Annotated in this window: 20 protein-coding genes, 1 tRNA gene and 1 riboswitch; of the genes, 13 read left to right on the plus strand and 8 right to left on the minus strand. The window is 73.5% G+C overall.

The annotated features are described in order from the left end of the window. The first annotated feature begins 8 nt into the window (after positions 1-8). The 6 genes from HOO61_RS15595 to HOO61_RS15620 all read left to right on the plus strand — a co-directional run bounded on the left by HOO61_RS15595 (position 9) and on the right by HOO61_RS15620 (position 5,609). Complete coding sequence (locus tag HOO61_RS15595; RefSeq protein ID WP_172259923.1) at positions 9-1,445, plus strand: GuaB1 family IMP dehydrogenase-related protein; 1,437 nt, start codon at positions 9-11, stop codon at positions 1,443-1,445. Beyond that, positions 1,442-2,113, plus strand: coding sequence for a sulfotransferase (locus HOO61_RS15600; protein ID WP_172259925.1), 672 nt, complete (start codon positions 1,442-1,444; stop codon positions 2,111-2,113). Before HOO61_RS15595 ends, HOO61_RS15600 begins: the two co-directional genes overlap by 4 nt. Then, a complete protein-coding gene (locus tag HOO61_RS15605; protein WP_172259927.1) occupies positions 2,106-2,654 on the plus strand; it encodes a nucleosidase in 549 nt (182 codons plus the stop codon). Before HOO61_RS15600 ends, HOO61_RS15605 begins: the two co-directional genes overlap by 8 nt. Positions 2,655-2,819: 165 nt before the next feature. After that, complete coding sequence (locus tag HOO61_RS15610; RefSeq protein ID WP_172259929.1) at positions 2,820-4,265, plus strand: HNH endonuclease signature motif containing protein; 1,446 nt, start codon at positions 2,820-2,822, stop codon at positions 4,263-4,265. Between the two features lie 340 nt (positions 4,266-4,605). Further along, positions 4,606-4,758, plus strand: coding sequence for a hypothetical protein (locus HOO61_RS15615; RefSeq protein ID WP_172259931.1), 153 nt, complete (start codon positions 4,606-4,608; stop codon positions 4,756-4,758). Positions 4,759-4,790: 32 nt separating this feature from the next. After that, positions 4,791-5,609 (plus strand): hypothetical protein, encoded by an 819-nt coding sequence (locus HOO61_RS15620; protein ID WP_172259933.1) that lies wholly within the window; start codon positions 4,791-4,793, stop codon positions 5,607-5,609. On the opposite strand, the gene HOO61_RS15625 is transcribed toward HOO61_RS15620, so the two are convergent. The 7 genes from HOO61_RS15625 to HOO61_RS15655 form a co-directional block, all read right to left on the minus strand. Continuing rightward, the gene (locus HOO61_RS15625; RefSeq protein WP_172259935.1) at positions 5,587-6,651 is read right to left on the minus strand and encodes an NAD-dependent epimerase/dehydratase family protein; all 1,065 of its coding nucleotides are present in this window, start codon (positions 6,649-6,651) and stop codon (positions 5,587-5,589) included. The genes HOO61_RS15620 and HOO61_RS15625 overlap by 23 nt on opposite strands. Positions 6,652-6,702: 51 nt before the next feature. After that, positions 6,703-7,284: a LysR substrate-binding domain-containing protein gene (locus HOO61_RS15630; RefSeq protein WP_172259937.1), complete on the minus strand. Its 582-nt coding sequence runs from the start codon at positions 7,282-7,284 to the stop codon at positions 6,703-6,705. 17 nt (positions 7,285-7,301) lie between these two features. Continuing rightward, the gene (locus HOO61_RS15635) at positions 7,302-9,053 is read right to left on the minus strand and encodes a BCCT family transporter (RefSeq protein WP_172259939.1); all 1,752 of its coding nucleotides are present in this window, start codon (positions 9,051-9,053) and stop codon (positions 7,302-7,304) included. 102 nt (positions 9,054-9,155) lie between these two features. Next, on the minus strand, positions 9,156-9,665 hold the full coding sequence (locus tag HOO61_RS15640; protein ID WP_172259941.1) for a flavodoxin domain-containing protein: 510 nt from the start codon (positions 9,663-9,665) through the stop codon (positions 9,156-9,158). Continuing rightward, positions 9,662-11,020 (minus strand): hypothetical protein, encoded by a 1,359-nt coding sequence (locus HOO61_RS23730; protein WP_216658925.1) that lies wholly within the window; start codon positions 11,018-11,020, stop codon positions 9,662-9,664. The genes HOO61_RS15640 and HOO61_RS23730 overlap by 4 nt, the downstream gene beginning before the upstream one ends. Before the next feature lie 68 nt (positions 11,021-11,088). Next, positions 11,089-12,726, minus strand: coding sequence for a bifunctional 3'-5' exonuclease/DNA polymerase (locus HOO61_RS15650; RefSeq protein ID WP_172259943.1), 1,638 nt, complete (start codon positions 12,724-12,726; stop codon positions 11,089-11,091). A gap of 24 nt (positions 12,727-12,750) precedes the next feature. Then, on the minus strand, positions 12,751-13,728 hold the full coding sequence (locus HOO61_RS15655; RefSeq protein WP_172259945.1) for a nitroreductase family protein: 978 nt from the start codon (positions 13,726-13,728) through the stop codon (positions 12,751-12,753). 133 nt (positions 13,729-13,861) lie between these two features. On the opposite strand from HOO61_RS15655, the gene HOO61_RS15660 reads away from it, so the two are divergent. The 6 genes from HOO61_RS15660 (at position 13,862) to HOO61_RS15685 (ending at position 20,869) form a co-directional block, all read left to right on the plus strand. Continuing rightward, positions 13,862-15,265, plus strand: a complete 1,404-nt coding sequence (locus HOO61_RS15660; protein ID WP_172259947.1) for an MBL fold metallo-hydrolase RNA specificity domain-containing protein — start codon at positions 13,862-13,864, stop codon at positions 15,263-15,265. Positions 15,266-15,275: 10 nt separating this feature from the next. Then, on the plus strand, positions 15,276-15,944 hold the full coding sequence (locus HOO61_RS15665) for a hypothetical protein (protein WP_172259949.1): 669 nt from the start codon (positions 15,276-15,278) through the stop codon (positions 15,942-15,944). A gap of 61 nt (positions 15,945-16,005) precedes the next feature. Further along, positions 16,006-16,938: a universal stress protein gene (locus HOO61_RS15670; protein ID WP_172259951.1), complete on the plus strand. Its 933-nt coding sequence runs from the start codon at positions 16,006-16,008 to the stop codon at positions 16,936-16,938. Between the two features lie 28 nt (positions 16,939-16,966). Further along, a complete protein-coding gene (locus tag HOO61_RS15675) occupies positions 16,967-17,413 on the plus strand; it encodes a VanZ family protein (protein ID WP_172259953.1) in 447 nt (148 codons plus the stop codon). Positions 17,414-17,457: 44 nt separating this feature from the next. After that, positions 17,458-19,569, plus strand: coding sequence for a glycosyltransferase (locus HOO61_RS15680; RefSeq protein ID WP_172259955.1), 2,112 nt, complete (start codon positions 17,458-17,460; stop codon positions 19,567-19,569). Between the two features lie 13 nt (positions 19,570-19,582). Further along, positions 19,583-20,869: a glycosyltransferase gene (locus HOO61_RS15685; protein ID WP_172259957.1), complete on the plus strand. Its 1,287-nt coding sequence runs from the start codon at positions 19,583-19,585 to the stop codon at positions 20,867-20,869. A 69-nt stretch (positions 20,870-20,938) separates the two neighbouring features. On the opposite strand, the gene HOO61_RS15690 is transcribed toward HOO61_RS15685, so the two are convergent. Next, positions 20,939-21,024, minus strand: a tRNA-Leu gene (locus HOO61_RS15690). 80 nt (positions 21,025-21,104) lie between these two features. Between HOO61_RS15690 and HOO61_RS15695 the strand changes: the two genes are divergently transcribed. Continuing rightward, complete coding sequence (locus tag HOO61_RS15695; protein WP_172259959.1) at positions 21,105-22,448, plus strand: M20/M25/M40 family metallo-hydrolase; 1,344 nt, start codon at positions 21,105-21,107, stop codon at positions 22,446-22,448. A 65-nt stretch (positions 22,449-22,513) separates the two neighbouring features. Next, positions 22,514-22,673: riboswitch (FMN riboswitch) on the plus strand. Positions 22,674-22,728: the final 55 nt, after the last annotated feature.

Here is a 22,728-nt window from a genome sequence, read left to right on the forward strand (position 1 = left end):
CCAGACACGTGCAGTTCCTCGATGGCGCATCGCCGCCCCACGACCTGACGTACGACGACGTCTTCATGGTCCCGCGTGCCTCCTCGGTCGCGAGCCGCTACGACGTCGACCTGGCCACCGACGACGGCACGGGCACGACCCTGCCGCTGGTCGTGGCCAACATGACCGCGATCGCCGGCAGGCGGATGGCCGAGACGGTCTCCCGGCGCGGCGGCATCACGGTGATCCCGCAGGACATCCCGATCCCCGTGGTCGCCGACGTCGTCCGGTGGGTCAAGCAGCGGCACCGGGTCTTCGACACCCCGATCGAGCTGCGGCCCGACCAGACCGTGGCGGAGGCGCTCGCGCTGATCCCCAAGAGGGCGCACAAGGCGGCCGTGGTGGTGCAGGACGGACGCCCGGTCGGCGTCGTCTCCGAGGCCGACTGCGCGGACGTCGACCGCTTCGCCCAGGTGTCGACGGTGATGAACCAGGACGTCGTCACGGTCCCGGCCGACGCCGACCCGCGCGAGGTCTACGACGCGATCGAGCGGGCCAAGGCGACCCTCGCCGTCGCGGTCTCCGGCGCGGGCGAGCTCGTGGGCGTGCTGACCCGGCTCGGCGCCCTGCGGGCCACGCTCTACACGCCCGCGGTCGACCCGTCCGGAGGCCTGCGGATCGCCGCCGCGGTGGGCGTCAACGGTGAGGTCGCCTACCGCGCCGCCCAGCTGCTCGAGGCGGGCGTCGACTGCCTCGTCGTCGACACCGCCCACGGCCACCAGGACCGGATGGTCCAGGCGCTCCAGGCGGTGCGCGGCCTGTCGCCGACCGTGCCGGTCGCGGCCGGCAACGTCGTCTCGGCCGAGGGCACCCGCACGCTCATCGAGGCGGGCGCCGACATCGTCAAGGTCGGCGTCGGGCCCGGCGCCATGTGCACCACCCGGATGATGACCGGGGTCGGACGACCGCAGTTCTCCGCCGTCCTGGAGTGCGCCACCGCCGCGCGCGAGCTCGGCAAGCACGTGTGGGCCGACGGGGGAGTACGCCATCCGCGCGACGTCGCGCTCGCCCTGGCCGCCGGCGCCTCGTCGGTGATGATCGGCTCGTGGTTCGCCGGCACCCACGAGTCGCCCGGCGACCTGATGCTCGACGCCGACGGCCGCCCGTTCAAGGTGTCCTTCGGGATGGCCTCGGCCCGCGCGGTCGTGAACCGCACGTCCGGTGAGTCGTCGTACGACCGGGCTCGCAAGGGCCTGTACGAGGAGGGCATCTCGTCCTCGCGGATGTACCTCGACCCCGACCGCCCGGGCGTCGAGGACCTCATCGACCAGATCTGCTCCGGCGTGCGGTCGGCCTGCACCTACGCCGGTGCCGCCGACCTCGCCCAGCTCCACGAGCGCGCGCTCGTGGGCGTCCAGTCCGCAGCCGGCTTCCACGAGGGCCGCCCGCTCGAGAAGTCGTGGTGACGGTGCGCGAGCTGGACTACGTGTTCGTGATGACCTACGGCAGGTCGGGCTCGACGCTGCTGATGGGCATCCTCAACTCGATCCCGGGCTGGTTGCTGCGCGGCGAGAACCGCCACGCCATGCGGCACCTCTACGACTTCCACCGCAGCGGGCTCACCGAGCGGGCGCGCGTCGACCCCGCCCGCGCCAGCCAGCCGACGCACCCGTGGTTCGGCATCGAGGCGTTCCCCGAGGTGGCCTCGCTGCAGCACATCCGCGCGCTGGCGGAGGCGACCCTGCTGCGGCCGGAGCACGACACGCGGGTCACCGGCTACAAGGAGATCCGCTGGTACGACGACGACCTGCCCGACTACGTCGACTTCCTGCGCCAGGTGTTCCCGGGCGCCCGCTTCGTGGTCAACACCCGCAACCTCGACGACGTCGCGGCCAGCAACTACTGGACCCACAAGGACGACCCGCTGGCGCAGGTGCGGGCGATCGAGGACAAGATCCTCGGCACAGTCGCCGGGCTGGGCGACGCGGCCTACCGGGTGCACTACGACGACTACGTGGCCGACCCCGAGGTCCTGCGCGGGCTGTTCGACTGGCTGGGCGAGGTCTACGACCAGAACCGCGTCGAGTCGGTGCTCGCCACGCCCCACTCGCGCCGCGGGAAGCACCGTGACTGAGCGCTTCCTGGTGGTCTCGGCGACCGCGGCCGAGGCGGCGCACGTGCCCGCCGACCTGCCGCTCGTCATCACCGGGCTCGGCAAGACCGCGGCCGCCGCGACGACGGCGCGCGCCCTGGCGTCGTACGACGACCTGGCCGGGCTCACCGTCCTCAACATCGGCACCGCCGGGGCCCTGCGTGCCGGCCTGACCGGCCTCTTCGAGCCCGGCACGGTGCTCAACCACGACATCAGTGCCGACCTCGTCCGGGCGCTGGGCTACGACCCCCAGGAGCGGCTCGAGGTCGGGGAGTCCGACGTTGTCCTCGCCACCGGTGACGTCTTCGTCACCGAACCCGCTGTCCGCGACGCCCTCGCCGAGCGCGCCCACCTCGTCGACATGGAGGGGTACGCCGTCGCGTGGGCGGCGCGCGAGGCCGGGGTGCCCGTCCGGCTCGTCAAGCACGTCTCCGACGCCGCCGACGAGTCCGCCCTCGACTGGACGTCCATGGTCGAGGCCTCCGCCCTCGCGCTCGGTGAATGGCTGCGCGACAACGTCTGACAGAGCACGTCGCAGCCGCCGCTCGGGGGATCTGGCTCGACGTTCACTCGCAGCATGCACGAGCGGACTTCGAGCTGCCTCCGCGGAATCCGTACGGGTTCGGTGGTCCACGGGGGCGGAGGAAGGCAGGCCTGAGTGTCGGACCCCTTCTCTAGACTCGAACACATGAGCGAGCGGCTGGCGGTGGCAGAGGCGGGTGAGGTCGACGACCTCACCGCCGCCGACCTGCTCGCCTCGATCAAGGCTTCCCGCGAGATCGAGTACGCCGAGGCTGCCCGCCAGCTCGTGCTCGCCGCCGCGTGGGCGGACCTGCACCCGCCGGAGTCGATGCACGACGCCGCGACCTTCTCGGCCGCCTCGTGCGGTCGGGAGCACGAGGAGCCGATCGCGGGTGAGGGTGCGCCGCTGGTCGCGGAGTTCTGCGTGGCCGAGCTCGGCGGCGTCCTCGGTGTCTCGACGACCGCGGCGAAGCGACTCATTGGTCACGCCCTCGAGCTGCGCCACCGCCTGCCCCGGCTGTGGGCGCGGGTGCAGGCGGGCCGGGTGCCGGCGTGGCGGGCTCGAGCGGTCGCGGAGACCACGATCCACTCCTCACCGTCGCTGACGAAGGAGGCGGCTGGGTTCGTCGACTCGCAGGTCGCCGCGGTCGCGGGGAAGGTCGGTCCGGCGCAGCTCGACCGGCTCGTCGCCGAAGCCATCAAGCGCCACGGCCTGGCAGAGGTCGACCGGTCGGCGGATCCGGAGGACGGCTGGCTCTACGTCGACCCGCGCCACGTCACCATCGACACCCAGGACGTGCACTTCGCCGGGACGATGCGCGTGGAGGCCGAGCTCGACCTGGCCGACGCTCTTGATCTCGACCGGGCCCTCGCCCATGGCGCGGCCACCTTGAAGGCGTTGGGTTCGGCGGAGACGTTGGATGCCCGTCGGGCGAAGGCGCTCGGCGAGCTCGCCCGCACCCAGACCGCCCTCGACCTCCACACCCGAGGCTCGACGGCCGTGAAGGGGACGGCGACGGGCGAGGACGGGATGCCGGCCGCCCGCGAGGTCGTGCTCCACGCGCACTTCGACGCAACGCTGGCCGGCGAGCAGACCGTCTTCGGGCCGACCGGGCAGCTCGAGGAACGCCAGCGCCTCGTGCTGCTCGAGCAGGTGCGGTCGTGGTGCGGAGACAGCCGGACGAAGGTCACCATCAAGCCCGTCATCGACCTCAACACCCAGCTCCGCGCCCCCGCCTACCACGTGCCCAACCGCATCCGCGAGCAGATCGTGCTCCGGGATCGCACGTGCGTCTTCCCTTACTGCAGCCGCCCCGCCCGGCGAGCAGACGTCGACCACGTCATCCCCCACGACCCCCACGCCGAGCCTGAAGGCCGACCGCAACGCGGGCCCACGCGGACCGACAACCTTGCCGCCCTGTGCCGGTTCCACCACCGGTTGAAGACACACTCGGCCTGGCGCTACGCCATGGTCGAGCCCGGGGTGTTCGAATGGACCTCCCCGCACGGTCACCGCTACCGACGCGACCACACCGGCACCAGCCCGATCGATGACGCTGGCCCACCCGTCCCGCCCGGTGTCGTACGCATCCCGCGCCCGCGCCGACGATGATCCCGCCCCACACCCCGCCACCACCACGGAGGCGGGGCCAGAGGCACGTCCGCGGGGCGTCACCTGACCGGGGCACCCTAGGAACGATGTGCGGCTACCGCCGACGCTCCAGAGACGTACGCCACCTCGACGACCTGCGGGCACCGTCGGAGCTCTGCGGCCACGAGGTGGTCCCGTGGGGCTCGGTCCGGTGCTGGACGTCGACACCTCGGCGCCGTCGACATCGGGAAGGTCGCAGCATCCTGCAGGGCCCTCCAAGACCCTGCTGGACCACTGACCCCAGAGTGGCACGCGGCTCGGGCTCGATGTCGCGCGAGCACCGGCGTGCGAGGATCCGCCCATGCTCATCAACCCCGGCAGCGACCGACCCCAGGGTCCGTGGGACCCGGACGAGAAGAAGAAGTGGATCGACACGGAGTACTTCTGGGTGCTCCTGCCGCTCCTGCTGATCATGGTCGGCGTGATGGTCCTGGTGTCCATCTTCGGCCCCTGACCGAGAGCCTGGCGACATGGGACGATCGGCGCGTGACGTGGCATCACTCGACAGATGCGGCCGAGCTCTGGCACGCAGCAGGTCCATGGCTTGCCGAGCACCCGTTCGAGAACGCACCGCTCCTGGCTGAGATCGGCCACCTCCTCGCGACGGACCCGGCGCCTGAGGGACTGGCCGGTGGCTGGTGGACCGAGGATGACGGCACGGTGAGCGGGGCGTACGTCCGGGCGCCGCGGCACAACCCGTTGCTGACGCGGATGCCCCGTGCCGCACTCGCCGGGCTCACCTCCCTCCTGCCGCACCCGGACGCCCTCGGCGTGCCCGAGGTGATCGCCGCCGACGTCATCGAGGCGTGGGCCGCGGCCGGCACGCGCCTGGCGCCAGCGCGGTCCTTCACGGTGCACGTGCTCGACGGACGTCCGGCGGCGCCCACCTGCGCGGGAGGTCCGCGCACCGCAGGCCCGGACGACCGGGCCTTGCTGCACCGGTGGTTCGACCAGCTGATGGCGGGCCTGCCCGGCGACCCCAGCGACCGGGCGTACGTCGTCGACGACCCGCTCGCGACCGGTGCGCTGGCGCTGTGGGAGGTCGACGGCGAGCCCGTCGCGATGTGCAGCCGCAGCCGCGTGCTCGGCGACACCGTGCGGATGGGGGCGAGCTACGCACCCCGAGGCGATGAGGCGTACGCCGATGCCGCGTTCGTCGCGGCCGTGGAGGAGGCCCGTCGCCACGCGCGGCACGTCACGGTGCTCGCCGCGACGGGTGACGAGCACGAGGCGGCTCGGCTGGCGGCGCACGGCTTCGTCCCGGCCGCGACGCGGGTCTCCCTCACGGCTCCCGGCGACGGCTGACCGGCCCGCGACGCAGGGTGCGCAGGAGGCCGCCCGCGACGCTGCGCGGCCGGAGAACCGGCGTACCCGTCGAGGCGGTGTCCTGCATCCCCGCAAGGGTCTCCGCCAGGACCGGCGTCGCGTCCACCGACGGCGTCCACCCGAGCTCCGACCTCGCCCGCGTGGTGTCGAGGAGCGGAACGGCGTAGCCCAGGTCGATCCACCCCGGGTCGAGCGGCTGCAGCCGCGCGTGCCAGCTGGCCGAGACGGCCGCCCGCACCGCGCCGGACGGCACGTGGACCAGCCGCGCATGGAGCACATCGGCCACGTCCTGCGCAGTGACCGGGGGCTCGGCAGCGAGGTTGAACGCGCCCGGCGCGCGGGCGTCGAGGATGCGGGCGAGCGCGTCGGCGACGTCGTCGGCATGCACCATCGGGATGACCAGGCCGGAGTTGATCGGCAGCACCGGGACGTGCCGCAGCAGCCCGGCGGGGACCAGTGCGGGCAGCCCGTAGCGCAGCAGGGCGCTGCCGGCACCGCGCTGGCCGACGATCCCGGGCCGCACCCGGGTGACGGCCACGTCGGGATCGTCGACCTCGAGCTCGTCGAGCAGCCGTTCGGCGGCTGCCTTGTGCCGGCTGTACATCGACGTCGGAACCCCGTCGGTGGGCCAGGTCTCGTCAACCGGGTCGTCGTCGCGCCTGGGTGAGTAGGCGCCCACCGATGACATGTGCACGAGGTGCGGCACGCCCTGCGTGACCACCGCGTCGATGACGCGCGCAGTGCCGCCGACCCCGAGCTCGCGCAGGTGGTCCTCGCGGTGCGAGGGCTGGAAGCCCCATGCCAGGTGCACGACGGCGTCGGCCCCCTCGCAGGCGGCACGCAGGGCGGGCACGTCCGCCTCGTCGGTCAGGTCGACCGCTGCCCACTCCGCCACGGGGAGGACGTCGCCGGCGGGCGGGCGCCGTACGACGCCGACGAGCTCGTGGCGGCCGTCGCGGGCCAGCCGTCGGACGAGGGCCGAGCCGACGTTGCCGCTGGCTCCGGTGATGACGATGCGCATGGGCGACCGGTACCCCGTCGCGCGTCGCGCAGACGCGGGGCCGAGGCAGGATCAGCGCGAGGTGTTCGCCGTGCGTCCCTTCGTGACGCCGACGAACGCCTGGGTGACGTCGTCGTCGCGCTCGACGCGCCAGACCAGCGCGATGGTGGTGGGCTCCAGGTCGGACACCACGCGCGTCACGACGTCCTTGCGCTGGTGGAGCCGGGCCACCGACATGGGTACGACGACGACGCCGGTGCCGGCGGCGACCGTCTCGATCGCCTCCTGCTCGGTCATCGGCGGCCAGTCGAGCTGCTCCGCGGTGGGCGTCCACCCGCTCGGGTGCGGCCGGACCAGCTGCTCGTCGACGAGGTCGGCCGTCGTGACCTCCTCGTCCGCCGCGGCGAGCACGTGGTCGCGGGACGCCACGGCCACCTGCAGCTCGTCGTAGAGCCGCACGCAGTGCAGCCCGTCGCGGTCCACGGGGAGGCGCACGAGCGACATGTCGAGGCTGCCGTCGCGCACGCCGTCCAGCTGGTCGGCCTCCGTCACCGGCACGAGCTCCAGGGGCTCGCGGCGGCGCTCACGCCAGTGGCGGGCCCACTTGTCGGGGGTCGCGCCGGTGACGAAGCCGATCCGCAGGGGGATGCTCATGCGAGCGAGCCTAGGCCTCAGGCCCGCCCGGCCGTCGCGGTGTCGTCGGCGGTGTCGCTCGCGGTGTCGGTGACCTCACCCTTCTCCACGGAGAGGACGAAGTCGTCGCCGTGCTCGGTGACGCCGGTGATGACCGCGGCCTCGACGGCCTCGAGGGCGTACTTGCGCCGCACGACCATCGGGTCCTGGGCGAGGTCCTTCACCAGCGCCACCGCCAGGCCGATCATGATGAGCACGAAGGGCAGGGCCGCGATGACCGTGATGGTCTGCAGCCCGCTGAGGGCGTCCGCGCCGCCGACGAGCAGCATCACCGCGGCGACGGCACCGGTGGCCACGCCCCAGAAGATGACGGTCGGGCGGCTCGGGTGGATCGTGCCGCGCTCGGAGAGCGAGCCCATCACGATGGACGCGGCGTCGGCGCCGGAGACGAAGAAGATGCCGACCAGCACCATCACGACGATGCTCGACACGGTGGCGAGGGGGTAGGCCTCGAGGGTGCTGAAGAGCTGGTTCTCCAGCCCGCCCGCACCGGCGATGTCGGTGCCCTTCTCCTGCAGGTCGATGGCCGCGCCGCCGAAGATGCAGAACCACACGACGCTGATGAGGCTCGGGACGAGGAGCACGCCGGTCACGAACTGGCGGATCGTGCGGCCGCGGGAGATGCGGGCGATGAACATGCCGACGAACGGCGTCCACGACAGCCACCACGCCCAGTAGAAGACCGTCCACGTTGAGAGCCAGGTGCTGACCTCGTCGCCCTCGGCGGCGGTGCGCGCGGCCATCATCGGCAGGTCGGCGACGTAGCTGCCGATCGAGGTGGGCACGAGGTTGAGGATGAAGACCGTGGGGCCGACGATGAACACGAACAGGGCGAGCCCCACGGCGAGGACCATGTTGATGTTGGACAGCCACTGGATGCCCTTGGCCACACCGGAGACTGCGGAGAGCACGAAGGCCGCGGTGAGGACGGCGATGATGCCGACGAGGACGCCGTTGCCGGTGTCGCCCAGACCGGCGACGATCTCGAGGCCGGACTCGATCTGGAGGGCGCCGAGGCCGAGCGAGGTGGCGGAGCCGAAGAGGGTCGCGAAGATCGCGAACATGTCGATCGCCTTGCCGCCGATCCCGTGGGCGTGGTGGCCGATGAGCGGCTCGAAGGCCGAGCTGATGAGCTGGAGGCGGCCCTTGCGGTAGACGCCGTACGCGACGGCGAGACCGACGACGGCGTAGATCGCCCACGGGTGCAGGGTCCAGTGGAACATCGTGGTCGCCATCGCGTGCTCGGCCGCTGCGGCGTTGCCGGCGTCACCGGTGCCGGGCGGGGGCGTGACGAAGTGCGTGATGGGCTCGCTGACGCCGTAGAACATGAGACCGATGCCCATGCCGGCGCTGAACATCATCGCGACCCACGAGATGGTCCGGAACTCCGGGTCCTCGTCGTCGCGCCCCAGGGGGATGTTGCCGAACTTGCCGAGGGCCAGCCAGATGACGAACACGACGAAGGCGCTCGAGGTGAGCACGAAGAGCCAGCCGGTGTTCTTCATCGTCCAGCCGAGGCCGGTGCCCGAGGCAGTGGCGAGGCTGTCGGTGTTGAGGAAGCCCCAGAGCAGGAAGGCGAGGCTGACGACCGCCGTGACGCCGAAGACCACCTTGTCCAGTCCCGTCTCGCGAGGCGTGGTGGGCTCGATCGCCGCGTCCAGCGCGGGGTGGGGGTCGTCGACGAGGTCGGGTGTGGGCAGGTCTCGGGGATGCTCGATTCCGGTGGCCATCCGCCGACCAGACCAAAGAACGACACGGGTGCGCAAACCGGGAGTATGCGCCCCCGCTCAAACTGAGACGATGCACACAGCGGCTCGGCTCCCCGGCGGCCGCTACGCCAGCGAGGCCAGGGCCCTGCCCCAGGCTCGCGCCCGCTCCAGCTCCCCGTCGACGAGCGGGCCGGGGGAGTCCTCGACGTAGAAGGACTCCGTGGCCACCATCCGGCCGAGGCGGTGGCGGGAGACGAAGCGGCCGGCCGCGCGGGCCGCTGAGCCGGGCAGCCGGCGCACCTGCTCGGCACGGGTGTCGAAGGTGGCGACGGCGCAGGAGGTGTCGCCGGTGGGCAGGGTGGCCAGCCACTCGCGGATGCCGCGGCCCTCGTGCCCGGGCTCCGCGCCGTGGTCGTGCGCGTCGCGCCGGGTCGTGGGCCGGCTCATCGAGAAGGCATGGGTCGGGCCGCCGAGCACGACGAGGTCGACCCCCGCGGGCAGCGGGGAGGGCGCGGCCGCCACGTCGACGACCTGCACCGGTCCGCCGTCGCTGTCGGCGAGGCCGTCGGCGATCGCCTGGGCGACCTGACGGGTGTTGCCCCAGTGGGACTCGTGGACGACCAGAGCGGTCATGACGTGCTCCTCTCACCATCAGGGAGGTCGGGGACATGGCTGGGAACGGGTTCGAAAGACCGGAGCCACCGCGCGACGAGCCACGCGCTCGCCGCGAGCAGCAGCAGGCTGGGCACCGCATCCGGCCCCAGGTCGACGTCGGCGTTGGTGACGAGGGCCAGGACGGGACCGGCCCACAGCGCGGTGAAGAGCGTGAGGATCTTGAGGAGGGCCACCGCCGCCAGTGGAGGTGCCACGGCCCGCCCGCGCAGGAGGAGGACGCCCACGGCGGCGATCGCGGGCAGGACCGCCGCGAGGTCGAGGACGAAGACGGGGAACGGCGTGCCGCCGACGCCCTCGGGCTCGGGGCTGGGGCCGCCCAGTGCGTACGGCAGCAGCACCGAGAGCCACAGCCCGGCGAACAGGACGGCGGTGACGACGAGCACCCATCCGGTGGTGCGGGTCAGCCGGGGCGAGGCGGTCGAGGCGGGCGGCCGGTCGACGAGGCGGTGCAGCCCGCCGAGCAGACCCGCACCGGACAGGCTCACGATCACGACGTACACGAGGAAGACGCGGTTCATCGGGACGCCGGTGACGTAGATCAGGTAGCTGTAGAGCAGGTAGCCGAGCAGCCCCAGCCGGGCGAGGTAGGAGGCGGTGGAGGTGACGCTGCGGCGGACGAGGAGGACCAGGATCGCGGCCACCACGATGCTGCAGGCGTCCTGGGCCTGCGCCGACACGACGGTCGCCTCGGGCAACGAGCGGTACGGCGTCTCGGCGAGGAGGCCGTAGAGCGAGGCGCCGACCACTGCGGCCGCGAGCACCCACGTCGACCAGGGCGTCAGGGTGCTGGTCGGTGGGGCCGCAACGGCTGCGGGCGGGGGAGTCGCCGCCCGGACGGCGGGGACCGCGGGCGCGGCTGGGACGGAGGTCCGGGTCGACCCGTCGCTCAGCGCGGGCCAGTCCGCGCGGGCCGCCGGCACGAGCAGCAGCAGCGCGGGGACGCACCACAGCCAGAACCCGAAGCCGAACGACATCAGCAGGACGTGGAAGGCGATCACGCCGATCCAGCCGACCTTCGCCGCGGCACCGCCACGGAGCAGCAGGAGCCCGAGCACGACCTCACCGGCGGCCAGCGCGAGGATCCAGGCGACAGGGTGGGCCATCACGACGGACTGCCAGGCGTCGGTGACGAACGACCAGAACGACTCGTCGGCGAAGGTCCGGTAGGTCTCCGGGTCGGCGACCACGACGCCGGCGTTGATGCCGCCCATCACGAGGTAGAAGCCCCCGACGAAGCGGCGTACGACCGAGGCACGCGTGCGCTCCCGCGGCACGGCGTCGGGGCTCGTGCGGGGCTGCAGCGTGGTGGTCACCGGCACACCTCAAGGCTCCACCTCGGTGCCGACTGCGGTCAGGGGCGAAGGTCGCCGTGGGCGGGGACCTAGGTCCCCGGCTTGCCGGCGTCGGCGTAGGAGCGCACGACCGAGACGCTGAGGGGGAAGTCGACCGGGTGCTCGCGGAACAGCAGCCGGCCGGCGGTGGCTGCTGCCTCTGTCACCTCGACGGCGACCGCGTCGGCGAGCCCGGCGGGGGCGTGCACGACCACCTCGTCGTGGAGGAAGAGGACCAGGTGGGGACGTGACTCCGGGGCACCGTCGCCGCCCAGCCGCCACAGCCGGTTGCGGAGGTCGGCGATCCAGCACAGCGCCCACTCCGCGCCGGTGCCCTGCACCACGAAGTTGCGGGTGAACCGGCCGAAGGACCGGCGCCGCCGGTCGAGGACGGCGAGGTCCGTCGGTGGCGCCTCGGGCGACTCGTCCCACGACCCCGCGAGGCTCGGGCTGCCCCGTCCGAGCAGCGTCCGGACCACCTGGCCACGTTCGCCCGCGCGGGCCGCCTCCTCGACGAGTCCGAACGCCTGCGGGTAGCGCCGGGTCAGCTCGGCGACCATGCGTCCGCTCTCGCCGCTCGTGGCGCCGTACATCGCCCCGAGGAGGCCGAGCTTGGCGTGCTGCCGGGTCGCGACGGCCCCGGCCTCCACCATCCCCTGGTAGAGGTCGGCGCCGCGCGCCGCGCGGGCGAGGGCCCGGTCGCCGCTCATCCCGGCGAGCACCCGCGGCTCGAGCTGGGCGACGTCGGCGACGACGAGCACCCAGCCCTCGTCGGCCACGGCCGCCGACCGCACCTGCACCGGGAACGACAGGGCGCCGCCACCGTTCGAGGCCCACCGGCCCGTCGCCGACCCGGCGGGCTGGTAGACCGGCCGGAAGCGGCCGTCACGCACCCACTCGTCGATCCAGGCCCAGCCGTTGGTCGAGAACAGGTGCGCCAGCGACTTGTAGCGCAGCAGCGGCTCGACGACCGGGTGGTCGACGGTGCGCAGCGTCAAGGCCCGCGTGTCGACGACCTCGATGCCGGCTCGGCGCAGCGCGGCGAGCAGCTCGGGATGGGAGTCGGGGTTGAGGTTCGGAGCGCCCAGCAGGCGACGTACGTCGTCGGCGCACTCCGCCAGCAGCCGGGGTCGTGCGCCGCGGGGCGGGCGCGGGCCCAGGCGCTCGGCCAGCAGCGCCTCGTGGAGGTCCACGCTCCACGGCACGCCCGCGTGCGTCATCTCGGCGGCGGCGAGGGCTCCTGCCGACTCTGCCGCGACGAGGAGCCGGAGCCGTGCCGCGTCGGGGGAGGCGTCGATCGCCGCCAGCTGTCGCTCGTCCTCGACGTCGGCTCGCAGGTGGTCGGCCGCATCGTGCCCGTCGAACAGGACGGGCTCCGTGACGGTCGCCGGACGCAGCCGTTCCCAGAGCTCCGCGTCCACGCCGGCCAGCAGCGCGGGGTCGACGGCGGGAGCCCGCGCGAGCAGTCGCCGGGACAGGCGGAGGTCGTGGCACCGGGCCACCCGCACGCCGGCCGCGAGGAGCGGAGGGCTCCAGCGCGCGGTGTCGTCCCAGACCCACCGGGGACCGTCCTTCTCGCGCTCGGCCACGAAGGCGGGCAGGTCGGCGAGGGCCACCTCGTGCGTCCCGCCGCCCTCGGACACCAGGGCGCGCTCGCCCGGCAACCGGGACAGGTGCACGCGTGACATGGGGACCAGCCTCCCCGACGGGGGTCAGTCCAGCTCGAGCACCTCCGACACGGGCCGGCGCGGCGTGCGGGCCGGCAGGGGCCGAGCGGTCGATCGCCAGCCGACCCGGACCAGCAGGAGCGGGTGGGCCAGGCTGCCGAGCACCTCCGCCTGGAAGGCGGTGCGTGTCTCGGGCACCTCGATCACCTGGCTGAGCGGCACGAGGGCCAGACCTGCCGTCGTGGCCGCGAGCCACATGGCGCCGAGTCCCTCGCCCGCGCGCAGCCAGGACGGCGCGTCGTCGTAGGTGTCGAAGAAGACGAGGAGCCCGTCGGACGCCTCCAGGTCAGGCTCCGCGCGCTCCTCCCACACGCCCTGGAAGCGGTGGGGGTGCGTAGCCGCGAGGTCGCCCGGACCGGGGAGGGAGCCCACCGGCAGGCCGTCGCCGGTCCCGCGGTGCTGCCAGGCCGCCTGCTCCGCTCGCGCTGCCGGGTCCGCCCACTGCAGCTGCTGCGCCCTCCGGACGAGCCGCTCGGCGATGAAGCGCTCGGACTCGTCGGTCAGCGCGACGGCCCGGGCGCCCCAGTGGTTCGCCAGCCGGGCGAGGTGGGCCTGCCGCTCCTCGGGCACCGGCCAGGCGGTGAAGCGTCGCCGGTCGGTGCAGCGCTGGTCGAGGGCCGTGAGCGTCTCCTCCGCCGTCGCGGGCAGGGTCCCGGGGGTGAGGTCGAGGAAGGCCAGGAGGTCGGGCTGGTCGGGGTCGGGGTGACGGGCGACCCGGGTCTCCCATCCCAGTGCCCCGGCCGCCACCTGCGCGTGGTGCAGGGCCACACCGCAGCTCAGGGTGAGGTTGCGGCCGTCGGGATCGGTCTCGCGCAGCTGGCGCGACCGGTCGGCGTACAGCTCGAGGGTGTGCGAGCCGCCGTGCCACCGCCACGGCTGGGTGTTGTGCACGCTGGGGGCGCGCGACGCGACCTCCACGATCCGGTGCAGCGTCTCCACGGGGACGAGGCGGGTGCTGGTCATGGCCGGCTCCTTGCAGGTCTGGGTCCTGCTCCGAGCGTGCTCGCACGCGGCGCCGGCCGTCAGTGCCGTTGGTCCCGCACCCCCGGGCCGTCGGGCTCTGCCGACCCGGCCCGGAGGCTCCTAGCGTCGAGTCATGAGGACAGTGCGCGACCCCGCCTCGACCGCCGCCCTCACCTTCCTGGGCGCGGTCGACACCGTCACCGGCAGCAGGTTCCTGATCGACACCGGCGGCGTGCGGGTGCTCGTCGACGCCGGCCTCTACCAGGGCCTCGCGACCCACCGCCGGCGCAACTGGGAGTCCTTCCCGGTCGACCCAGCGACCATCGACCACGTGGTGCTCACGCACGCCCACCTCGACCACACCGGCTACCTGCCGCGGCTGGTCAAGGACGGCTTCCGGGGTCGCGTGACGTGCACCGTGGGGACCGCCGAGCTGGCGGCGATCGTGCTGCGCGACAGCGCGCACCTGCAGCAGGAGGACGCCCGCTACGCCAACGCGGCCGGCTTCTCCAAGCACCACCCCGCGCTCCCGCTGTACGACGACCACGACGTGGAGCAGGCCCTGCAGCTCATCGAGCCGGTGGACCTCGAGCACCTCCTCGCGCTGGGACCCGACGTGAGCCTCACGCTCCGCTCGGCCGGGCACATCCTCGGCTCGGCCACGGCGGCGTTGCGGGTGGGGGAGCACCGGGTGGCCTTCAGCGGCGACCTCGGTCGTCCGCACCACCCCCTCCTGCGTCCTCCGGCCGACCCACCCGAGGCGGACACGCTCGTGGTCGAGTCGACGTACGGCGACCGGCAGCACCCGCCCCCGGACCCGTCGGTGCTCGCCGAGGCGGTGCGACGCACCGTCGCGCGGGGTGGGAGCGTGCTGGTGCCGGCCTTCGCCGTCGACCGCACCGAGCTCGTCCTCCTCGAGCTGCGCCGGCTGATGGAGCGCGGCGACATCCCCGACGTGCCCGTCTTCGTCGACAGCCCGATGGCCCTCGCCGCCCTGGACTGCTACCGGCGCGCCGCCTCGCGAGGCGGCCCGGACCTCCGTGCCGAGGCGCGTGAGCTCCTCGCCGACCTCGACGGTCCGGAGGTGCACGCCGTCCACGACGTGGAGGGGTCCATGCGGCTCAACCGGCCACGCACCCCCAGCATCATCATCTCCGCATCCGGGATGGCGACCGGGGGTCGTGTCGTGCACCACCTGGCCCACCAGCTGCCCGATCGCCGCAACTGCGTCGTGCTCACCGGCTACCAAGCCGAGGGCACCCGTGGGCGCCAGCTCGCCGAGGGCGCCCGCCAGGTGAAGATCCACGGACACTACGTGCCGGTGCGGGCGGAGGTCGTCTCGGTCACCGACTTCTCGGTCCACGCCGACGCGCACGAGACGATCGCGTGGCTCAGCCGGGCGTCGGTCCCCCCGCGCACCGTGTACGTCGTCCACGGCGAGCCGCGGTCCGCGGCCGCGCTCGCCCGACGCGTCTCGGAGGAGCTGGGCTGGACTGCCGTGGTGCCGTCCTACTGCGAGCGGGTGCTGGTGGACTGAGATGACCGCCGTGCGACCCACCACCTCCGCGACCGTCGGTCGGACCGGGGTCGCGGGATCAGCCGCGCATTCCGCCCCGGGGTGGGTCGTCGCGGCGGACGTGCTCGCGAAGACGCTGCTGTTCCTGGCGGTCGCGCGGATCGCGGTCGATCCCGGTTGGGGCAACCTCGAGGGCAAGGCACCCGGCACGCGGGCCCTGACCTACCCGCTGCTGGCGCTGGTGGTGCCGGCCCTGCACCTGGCCGTCGGGCGTGCCCGTCCCTACCCCTGGCTCGCTGACCTCCTGGTCACCGTGCCGGCCTTCTCCGACCTGCTGGGCAACCGGCTCGACCTCTACGACCGGGTGGTGTGGTTCGACGACGCCATGCACCTCGCGTCAACGGCCGCGCTCAGCGCGGGTGTGCTCGTCCTGGCCGGCGCGGACGCCGCGCCGTTCCGCCAGCGCGTGCAGCTCTCCGTGGCGGCTGGGATGACCCTGTCGCCGGTGTGGGAACTGTGGGAGTTCTACGCGTTCGTGACGCGCTCGGGCGAGGCGCCGACGGCGTACGCCGACACGCTCGGCGACCTGGCGCTCGGCTGGGTGGGCGCCGTGCTGGCCGCCGTCCTCCTCAGAGGTCCCGGCTGGAGCAGCCGCGCTCACCAGGAGGGGACTCGTGCGCCCGGCCGGAGGGACCTCTGACCCTGCCCCGCGACACCGCTGAGGAGCACGGTGGAGGTGGCAGGACACGAGGAGGGACACCATGGACACCAGGGCCACAGGGGCAGTCGTCGTCGGCGTCACGGGACGTGGACGCGAGACGTCGGCACTCCGCTTCGCCGCCGAGCACGCCCGCCGCGAGGGAGCTCGCGTCGTGCTGGTGCACGTGGGTCGGGTGTCGCTGCCGACCGTGCCCGGGCTCGTGATCACGCCCGACGAGGCCATCAGCGTGGCGGCGCGGATCGTCGCCGAGGTGGCCGAGGAGCTGGAGGAGCTCGTCGGGGGACCCGTCGCGCACGAGACCGTGGCGGTCACCGGCATCCCGTCACAGGTGCTGGTCGAGCTCAGCCGCGACGCCCGGCTCGTCGTCGTGCAGCACAGGACGTCGACGGCGCTGGAGCGACTCTTCGTCGGGTCCACGGCCAACGGTGCCGCGGCGCGGTGCCACTGTCCGCTGGTGTCCGTCCCGGCCGGGTGGGAGCCGGCCCCGAGGGGACCGGCCGAGGTGGTGGTCGGGGTCCACGAGGCAGGCGTGCCGCGGCAGGTGCTCGAGGCGGCGTTCACCTGGGCGGACCGCACCGGCGCGCCGCTCCGGGTCGTCCACGCCTGGCGCCTCGACGCCGCCTACGACGAGATCATCACCCGTCGGGTGGACTCGGAGTGGCGGGAGAAGCAGAAGAGGCTGCTCGCCGCTGCTGTCGCCGACCACCGCGACGCGTGGCCGACCGTCCCTGTCGACGTCGAGGTGCGGCACCAGTGGCCGGCCGACGTGCTGGTCGACGACTCGCGCAACGCCTCCCTCGTCGTCATCGGCCGCCGCGGTGCCCGCGGCTGGATCCCCGAGCACCTGGGCTCCCTCGCGCGGGCGGTCCTCAGGTCGTCGCTGTGCCCGGTGATGGTGGTGCCCGTCGACGCGGCCGTGCCCGCCGTCGAGGACTGGGAGCTCGTTGCCGACGAGGTGGCACCGCAGACGTGAGCTCAGGTCGGACCCGGATGATGGCGTGGTGCTGCACCGACATCCGTTCCTCAGCCTGCTGACCCTGCTGTACCTCGGCTTCGTCGGTCTGGTGACGCTGACCCCGGCGGAGGAGCAGCCCGACTACGCCGGCCTCGCCGGCCGCGTCCTCGCGCGCCTCGAGCGCTACCCCGACCTCGACCCGCTGACCAGCCGGCTCAGCGTCGAGCGCATCGAGTTCCTGGCCAACATCGGGCTCTTCGTGCCGCTCGGGGTGTTCCTGCTGCTCCTCGTCGGCACCCGGCTGTGGTTCGTCGCGCTGGCGGCCGGGATCGTGCTGACCTCGATGATCGAGCGTGTGCAGCGCGAGATCCCTGGGCGGGTGTCCGACCCCCGTGACGTCGCTGCCAACTCGATCGGCATGTTCGTCGGCATCGCCGTGGCGATGGTGCTGACCCTGCCGGGCACCCTCCGGCGGAGGCGTGCCCGGCCATAGGCGCGCGTCGCCATCCGATCCGCCCCCCGCGCCGAACACGCACCATGGCGCTCTCCCTTCGGCACACGCTGGACGAGGTCAGGCAGGCACCGCTCGTGGTGGACGTGCTGCGAAGCGGCGACCGCCTCGCGGCCGCCGCGGGCGCCGAGAGCGGGCCGGAACCCGTGCGGCTGCTCGCCTCGGTGATCGACGAGGACGACGAGCTCACCGCCGTTGCGGCGGTGCACGGACTCGCCAAGGTGTTCGACGACGGGGCGGACGCCGTCCTGTCCGACCTGCTGTCGCACCCCCGGGCGTTCCTGCGGGAGCACGCGAGCTGGGCGCTCGAGTCCCGGCTGCCGAGCCTCGACGCGATCGGCAGGCTCGTCGAGGTCGTCGTAGGTGGCGGGTTCGCCGGCATGCTCGCCCAACGCACCCTCGCCCGGTGGGCGGCCTCCGCGCCGGAGGAGGTCGCGCTCGGCATCGACGACGCACTCGCCGCGGCGGCCGATCCGGCGGTCCGTGGCCGGCTGGTCGAGACCCTCGGCCTGGTGCCGGGTCCCGTCGCCGGGCGCACCCTGCTCGGCCTCGCAGTCGACCGCGGCGAGCACCCGATGGTGCAGCTGACTGCGGTCGCCTCCCTCGGCGACCGTCCGGGCGACACCGCGGCGAGGGCGACGGTTCGTCACCTCAGCACGGCCGGCGGCGAACTGGGGACCGTCGCCCGGCTCGCTGCGATCGACCTGGGCATCGACCCTCCCGAGCCCGGCGCAGCGGGGCCCGGCCTGACCGTGGCCCAGCTGTTCCTGCACGCCGACATCGACCGCGACCTCAGCCGGGCCGGCGCCGGTGACAACGGCGGCGTCGCCACGCTGCTGGTCCGCCTGGGTGACGCGCTGGCGGCCGAGCCCGGTGTCGGCCGGGTGCTCACCCTGTCCCGCGGCACCGCCGGCGCCGCCCTCGAGGCGCTGGCCCCGGGCGACGGGCACCTCCTGACCCCCGTGCCCCTGCTCGCCGAGGCGGCCTCGGCCGCGCAGGCCTGGCCGTCCCGGGTGGCCGCCGGGCGCGGGATCCGGCGCGTGCTGCGGACGTACGGCGCTGACGTGCTCCACCTGCGGATGGCGGAGGTGGGCAGCCTCGCCGCCGCCGAGGTGGCCCGCGACCTCGGGATCCCGGTGGTGTTCACCCTTGCGCCCGACCCGCACGCCGCCATCCACGCCCTCGACATGACCGGTGGCCTGCACCGCGGCAACTTCGGCGTCGAGGACGAACGCGAGCACTACTGGTTCCGGGCGCGCCTGGTGCAGCGACTGGCCGAGGACGCGTCGCACGTCGTGCTCTTCCCCCGCCCCGAGCTCGAGCACGACATGCGCGAGCTGCTCGGCCTCGACGTGGCCGCGCAGCCCGGTCGGTTCACCGTGGTGCCGGAGGGAGTGGACCTGAGGGTCAGCGCCCAGGCCGCCACCGAGCTGCGGCGACCCGGGGTGCCCGCCTCCGCCGTGGCGGAGCTCGACGAGCTCGTGGCCGCACTGCCCGAGCACCGCAGGGGGCTGCCGCTGGTGATGAGTGTGGGGCGCCTGCACCGGGTGAAGGGCATGGCGACCCTGGTCGAGGCGTGGGCCGGCGACGCCGAGCTGGTCGAGCGGTGCAACCTGCTCATCGTCGGCGGCGACCTGGCCGATCCCTCCCCGGACGAGCGCGAGCAGCTCGACCTCGTCGACCAGGTGCTGGCACGGTTCCCCGCGGCCGCCGGGGGTCTGTTGATGCCCGGCCATCGCCCCAACCACGTGGTGGCGGTGTGGCTGGCGGCCGCGCGGGCCGGTCGGGAGGGCACCGTCGGCCCGGCCGGCGTGTACATGTGCAGCAGTCTCAAGGAGGAGTTCGGCCTGGCGCTGCTGGAAGCCCTCGCCTCCGGGCTGGTGGTGGTCGGACCGGCAGCCGGCGGACCGGCCACCTACGTCGACGAGGGGATCACCGGCGTGCTGGTCGACACCCGCCGACCCTCCGAGGTCGCCCGGGGGATCCGCGCCGCGTTCGACCTCGCGACCGCGCCCGATCAGGGGGAGCGGGTGGACCGGGCGGTGGAGCGGGTCCGGGCCGACTTCACCGTGCAGGCCATGGCCGACCGGTTGAGCGCGATCTATGCCGGCGCGGACCGGACGGCGGGCCACTCGTGACACGGTTGCGCGCATGACGCTGCTGGTGATCAGTCCGGACTACGCGTCGCACCTGCTGCCGCTGGCGACCCTCGCGACGGCCTGGCGCGATGCCGGCGAGCCGGTCGTGGTGGCCACCGGCCCCGCGACGGCCGGCATCGTGGCCGGGTTCGGCTTCGACCGTGCCGACCTGGTGCTGGGCCGCGGGTCCAACCCCGGTGTCATCCGGGCCGAGCAGCAACCACCCGGCGAGGACGCCGCCCTCCGCGGCTTCTTCGAGGCCACCCGGCAGGGGATGGTGGCCACGCTGCGCTACCAGGCAGAGGCCCGCCGCAACGACCTGCTGTGGGACCCGGTCGGCCGCGCCCGGGCCGTCCTCGACGTCGTCGACCGGGTCGAGCCCGACCAGGTCATCGTCGACCACCTGGCCTTCAGCGCGCGCCTCGCGCTGTCCGTGGCGGGTGTGCCCCACGCCGACGTCGTCCTCGGCCATCCGACCGCGCTGCCGGTCGGTGACGAGGTGTACGGCTACCCGCCCGTCTGGCCGGACGCGTTCACCGCCTCGGAGCCCGACCTCGCCGCCCTGCACCGGTTGTGCCGCGACGTCCGCGACTCCTTCACCGAGGAGTGGAACGCCGCCCTCCGGGTGCTGGCGCCCGGTGCCACGCCGTCCGCGGACGCGTTCGCCGAGCACGGCGACCTGCTGATGCTGAACTACCCCGCAGCGCTGCACGACCCCTCACGCACCGCGCTGCTCCCACCGCACGCGTTCCTCGGCTCCGCCGTGCGGGCCGAGCCCGCTGACGACGAGGTCCGGGACTGGCTCGCGGCGGACGACGAGCCGGTCGTCTACGTCAGCTTCGGCAGCTTCCTGTCGGCGCGCGGGGACGTGCTGGCCACGGTGCTGGACGCGTTGCGCCCCCTCGGCCTCCGGGTCGCGGTCGCGAGCGGTTCGGCCACAGGCCTGCCCGACGTCCCGCCCGACTGGCTGGCGCGTCCCTACCTGCCCCAGGTCGCCCTGCTGGACCGGGCTGGGTTGCTCATCACCCATGGCGGCAACAACAGCGTGACCGAGGCGCTCACCGCCGGCGTACCGATGGTGGTGTTCCCGTTCTCCACCGACCAGTTCGCCGGGGCGGCGGCGATCGAGGCCGCGGGGCTGGGGGTGGCGCTCGACCCCAACGCAGCGACGTCCCAGGACGTGGCGACCGCGGTGCGCGCGGTCCGCGACGGCCCCGCCTCTCGCCTGGCCGGCGCCATCGGCGACGAGCTTCAGCGCTCACCCGGCCGTCACGTGGCTCGCGCGGCCCTCCTGGGATGACAGAAGAGCCCCCGGCCCGCTTGGGGCCGGGGGCTCTTTCCCCTGTGCACCGCTCAGCGGTGCGTCCTGTGTCCGAGGGGGGACTTGAACCCCCACGCCCTAATACGGGCACTAGCACCTCAAGCTAGCGCGTCTGCCAATTCCGCCACCCGGACGAGTGCTGGAGAAGAGTAGCAAGGCAGTTCGTCGCCGACGAATCGGGGCAGGTGCTCGCTCGTGGGGCAGGATGGGCGGCATGGAACAGGCGCCGCAGGACAGCTCCCGGGACCGCTCGGACGACCGCTCCTACGACCCCGCCGCGGAGGTCGTGCAGCTGTGCCAGGACCTCATCGGGATCGACACCTCGAACTACGGGACCGACGACGGACCGGGGGAGCGGAAGGCGGCCGAGCACGTCGCCTCGCTGCTCGACGAGGTCGGGATCGACGCCGAGATCATCGAGGGCCGCCCCGGGCGGGCCAACGTGGTGGCGCGCTGGGGTGGCGGCGACGGCCGGGCCCCGCTGCTGCTCCACGGCCACCTCGACGTCGTACCCGCCGAGGCGTCGGACTGGCAGGTCGACCCGTTCGCCGGTGAGATCAAGGACGGTCAGGTCTGGGGCCGGGGTGCGGTCGACATGAAGGACTTCGACGCGATGCTGCTCAGCGTCGTACGCGCCCGCGCGGCCGCCGACGCGGCTCCGGGCCGCGAGGTCGTGCTGTGCTTCACCGCCGACGAGGAGGCGGGCGGCCACCACGGTGCCGGGATCCTCGTCGACCAGCACGCCGACTGGTTCGCCGACTGCACCGAGGCCGTCGGCGAGGTGGGCGGCTTCTCCGCCACCGTGCGCGGACGCCGGGTCTACCTCATCGAGGCAGCCGAGAAGGGCATGGCGTGGATGCGCCTCACCGCTCGCGGGCGGGCCGGCCACGGCTCGATGATCAACGACGACAACGCCGTCACCCGGCTCGCCGGCGCGGTGGCCCGCATCGGTGCCCACCAGTGGCCGGTGCGGCTCACACCGACCATGGAGGTCCTGCTCGCAACCGTCGGCGAGCTCGCCGGCACGGAGGCCACGCCGGACAACGCCGAGGCGCTGGTCGAGGAGTTCGGCGACGCCGCCCGCATGCTCGGGGCAGTGATCCGCAACACCGCCAACCCGACGATGCTCCGCGCCGGCTACAAGACCAACGTGATCCCCACCGACGCGCAGGCCACGGTCGACGGACGCTTCCTGCCCGGCTACGAGGACGAGTTCTTCGCGACCCTGCGCGAGCTCGCCGGCGACGGCATCGAGCTCGACTTCGAGTCCCACCAGCAGCCGTGGGAGACGCCGTACGACGGCGACCTGGTCGACGCGATGACCCGCAGCCTGATGGCCGAGGACCCCGACGCGCTGGTCGCGCCCTACACGATGAGCGGCGGCACCGACGCCAAGCACTTCCGCAAGCTCGGGATGCGCTCCTACGGCTTCGCGCCGCTGCGCCTGCCCGCCGACCTCGACTTCACCGCGCTCTTCCACGGTGTCGACGAGCGGGTGCCGGTCGACGCGCTCGAGTTCGGGGCGCGGGTCTTCGACCGGTTCCTCGACCAGGTCTGAGCCCCGCGGCTGGACCCCGGCGAGGGAATGCCTCGCGTTGTGGCAGAGTTGCCCCCACGAAGAGCTTGCGTGCTCTGGGGGCGGTGGAACTCCGCACCGGCGGTGACTGATCCGAAGGCTTCCTCGCTTCGCTCAGAAGTCCGCGACCCGACCACAGCCAGTGGCCGGTTGACCAGGTGGAACTCCTGGACCGACGGTCACAGTCCGGATGAGAAGTGCACGCTGACGGCTCGCACGCCATCCCGCGCGTCCCGCGGAGGAGTGCCCCGTCGACCGCCCC

Source organism: Nocardioides sp. zg-1230 (assembly GCF_013155335.1).
Classification (GTDB): domain Bacteria; phylum Actinomycetota; class Actinomycetes; order Propionibacteriales; family Nocardioidaceae; genus Nocardioides.

Bases quoted from the DNA above. Each gene is read 5' to 3' on its own strand.
- HOO61_RS15610 (WP_172259929.1), top strand. From the start codon at position 2,820: ATGAGCGAGCGGCTGGCGGTGGCAGAGGCGGGTGAGGTCGACGACCTC.
- HOO61_RS15615 (WP_172259931.1), top strand. From the start codon at position 4,606: ATGCTCATCAACCCCGGCAGCGACCGACCCCAGGGTCCGTGGGACCCG.
- HOO61_RS15625 (WP_172259935.1), bottom strand. From the start codon at position 6,651: ATGCGCATCGTCATCACCGGAGCCAGCGGCAACGTCGGCTCGGCCCTC.
- HOO61_RS15630 (WP_172259937.1), bottom strand. From the start codon at position 7,284: ATGAGCATCCCCCTGCGGATCGGCTTCGTCACCGGCGCGACCCCCGAC.
- HOO61_RS15635 (WP_172259939.1), bottom strand. From the start codon at position 9,053: ATGGCCACCGGAATCGAGCATCCCCGAGACCTGCCCACACCCGACCTC.
- HOO61_RS15640 (WP_172259941.1), bottom strand. From the start codon at position 9,665: ATGACCGCTCTGGTCGTCCACGAGTCCCACTGGGGCAACACCCGTCAG.
- HOO61_RS15650 (WP_172259943.1), bottom strand. From the start codon at position 12,726: ATGTCACGCGTGCACCTGTCCCGGTTGCCGGGCGAGCGCGCCCTGGTG.
- HOO61_RS15655 (WP_172259945.1), bottom strand. From the start codon at position 13,728: ATGACCAGCACCCGCCTCGTCCCCGTGGAGACGCTGCACCGGATCGTG.
- HOO61_RS15660 (WP_172259947.1), top strand. From the start codon at position 13,862: ATGAGGACAGTGCGCGACCCCGCCTCGACCGCCGCCCTCACCTTCCTG.
- HOO61_RS15670 (WP_172259951.1), top strand. From the start codon at position 16,006: ATGGACACCAGGGCCACAGGGGCAGTCGTCGTCGGCGTCACGGGACGT.
- HOO61_RS15680 (WP_172259955.1), top strand. From the start codon at position 17,458: ATGGCGCTCTCCCTTCGGCACACGCTGGACGAGGTCAGGCAGGCACCG.
- HOO61_RS15685 (WP_172259957.1), top strand. From the start codon at position 19,583: ATGACGCTGCTGGTGATCAGTCCGGACTACGCGTCGCACCTGCTGCCG.
- HOO61_RS15695 (WP_172259959.1), top strand. From the start codon at position 21,105: ATGGAACAGGCGCCGCAGGACAGCTCCCGGGACCGCTCGGACGACCGC.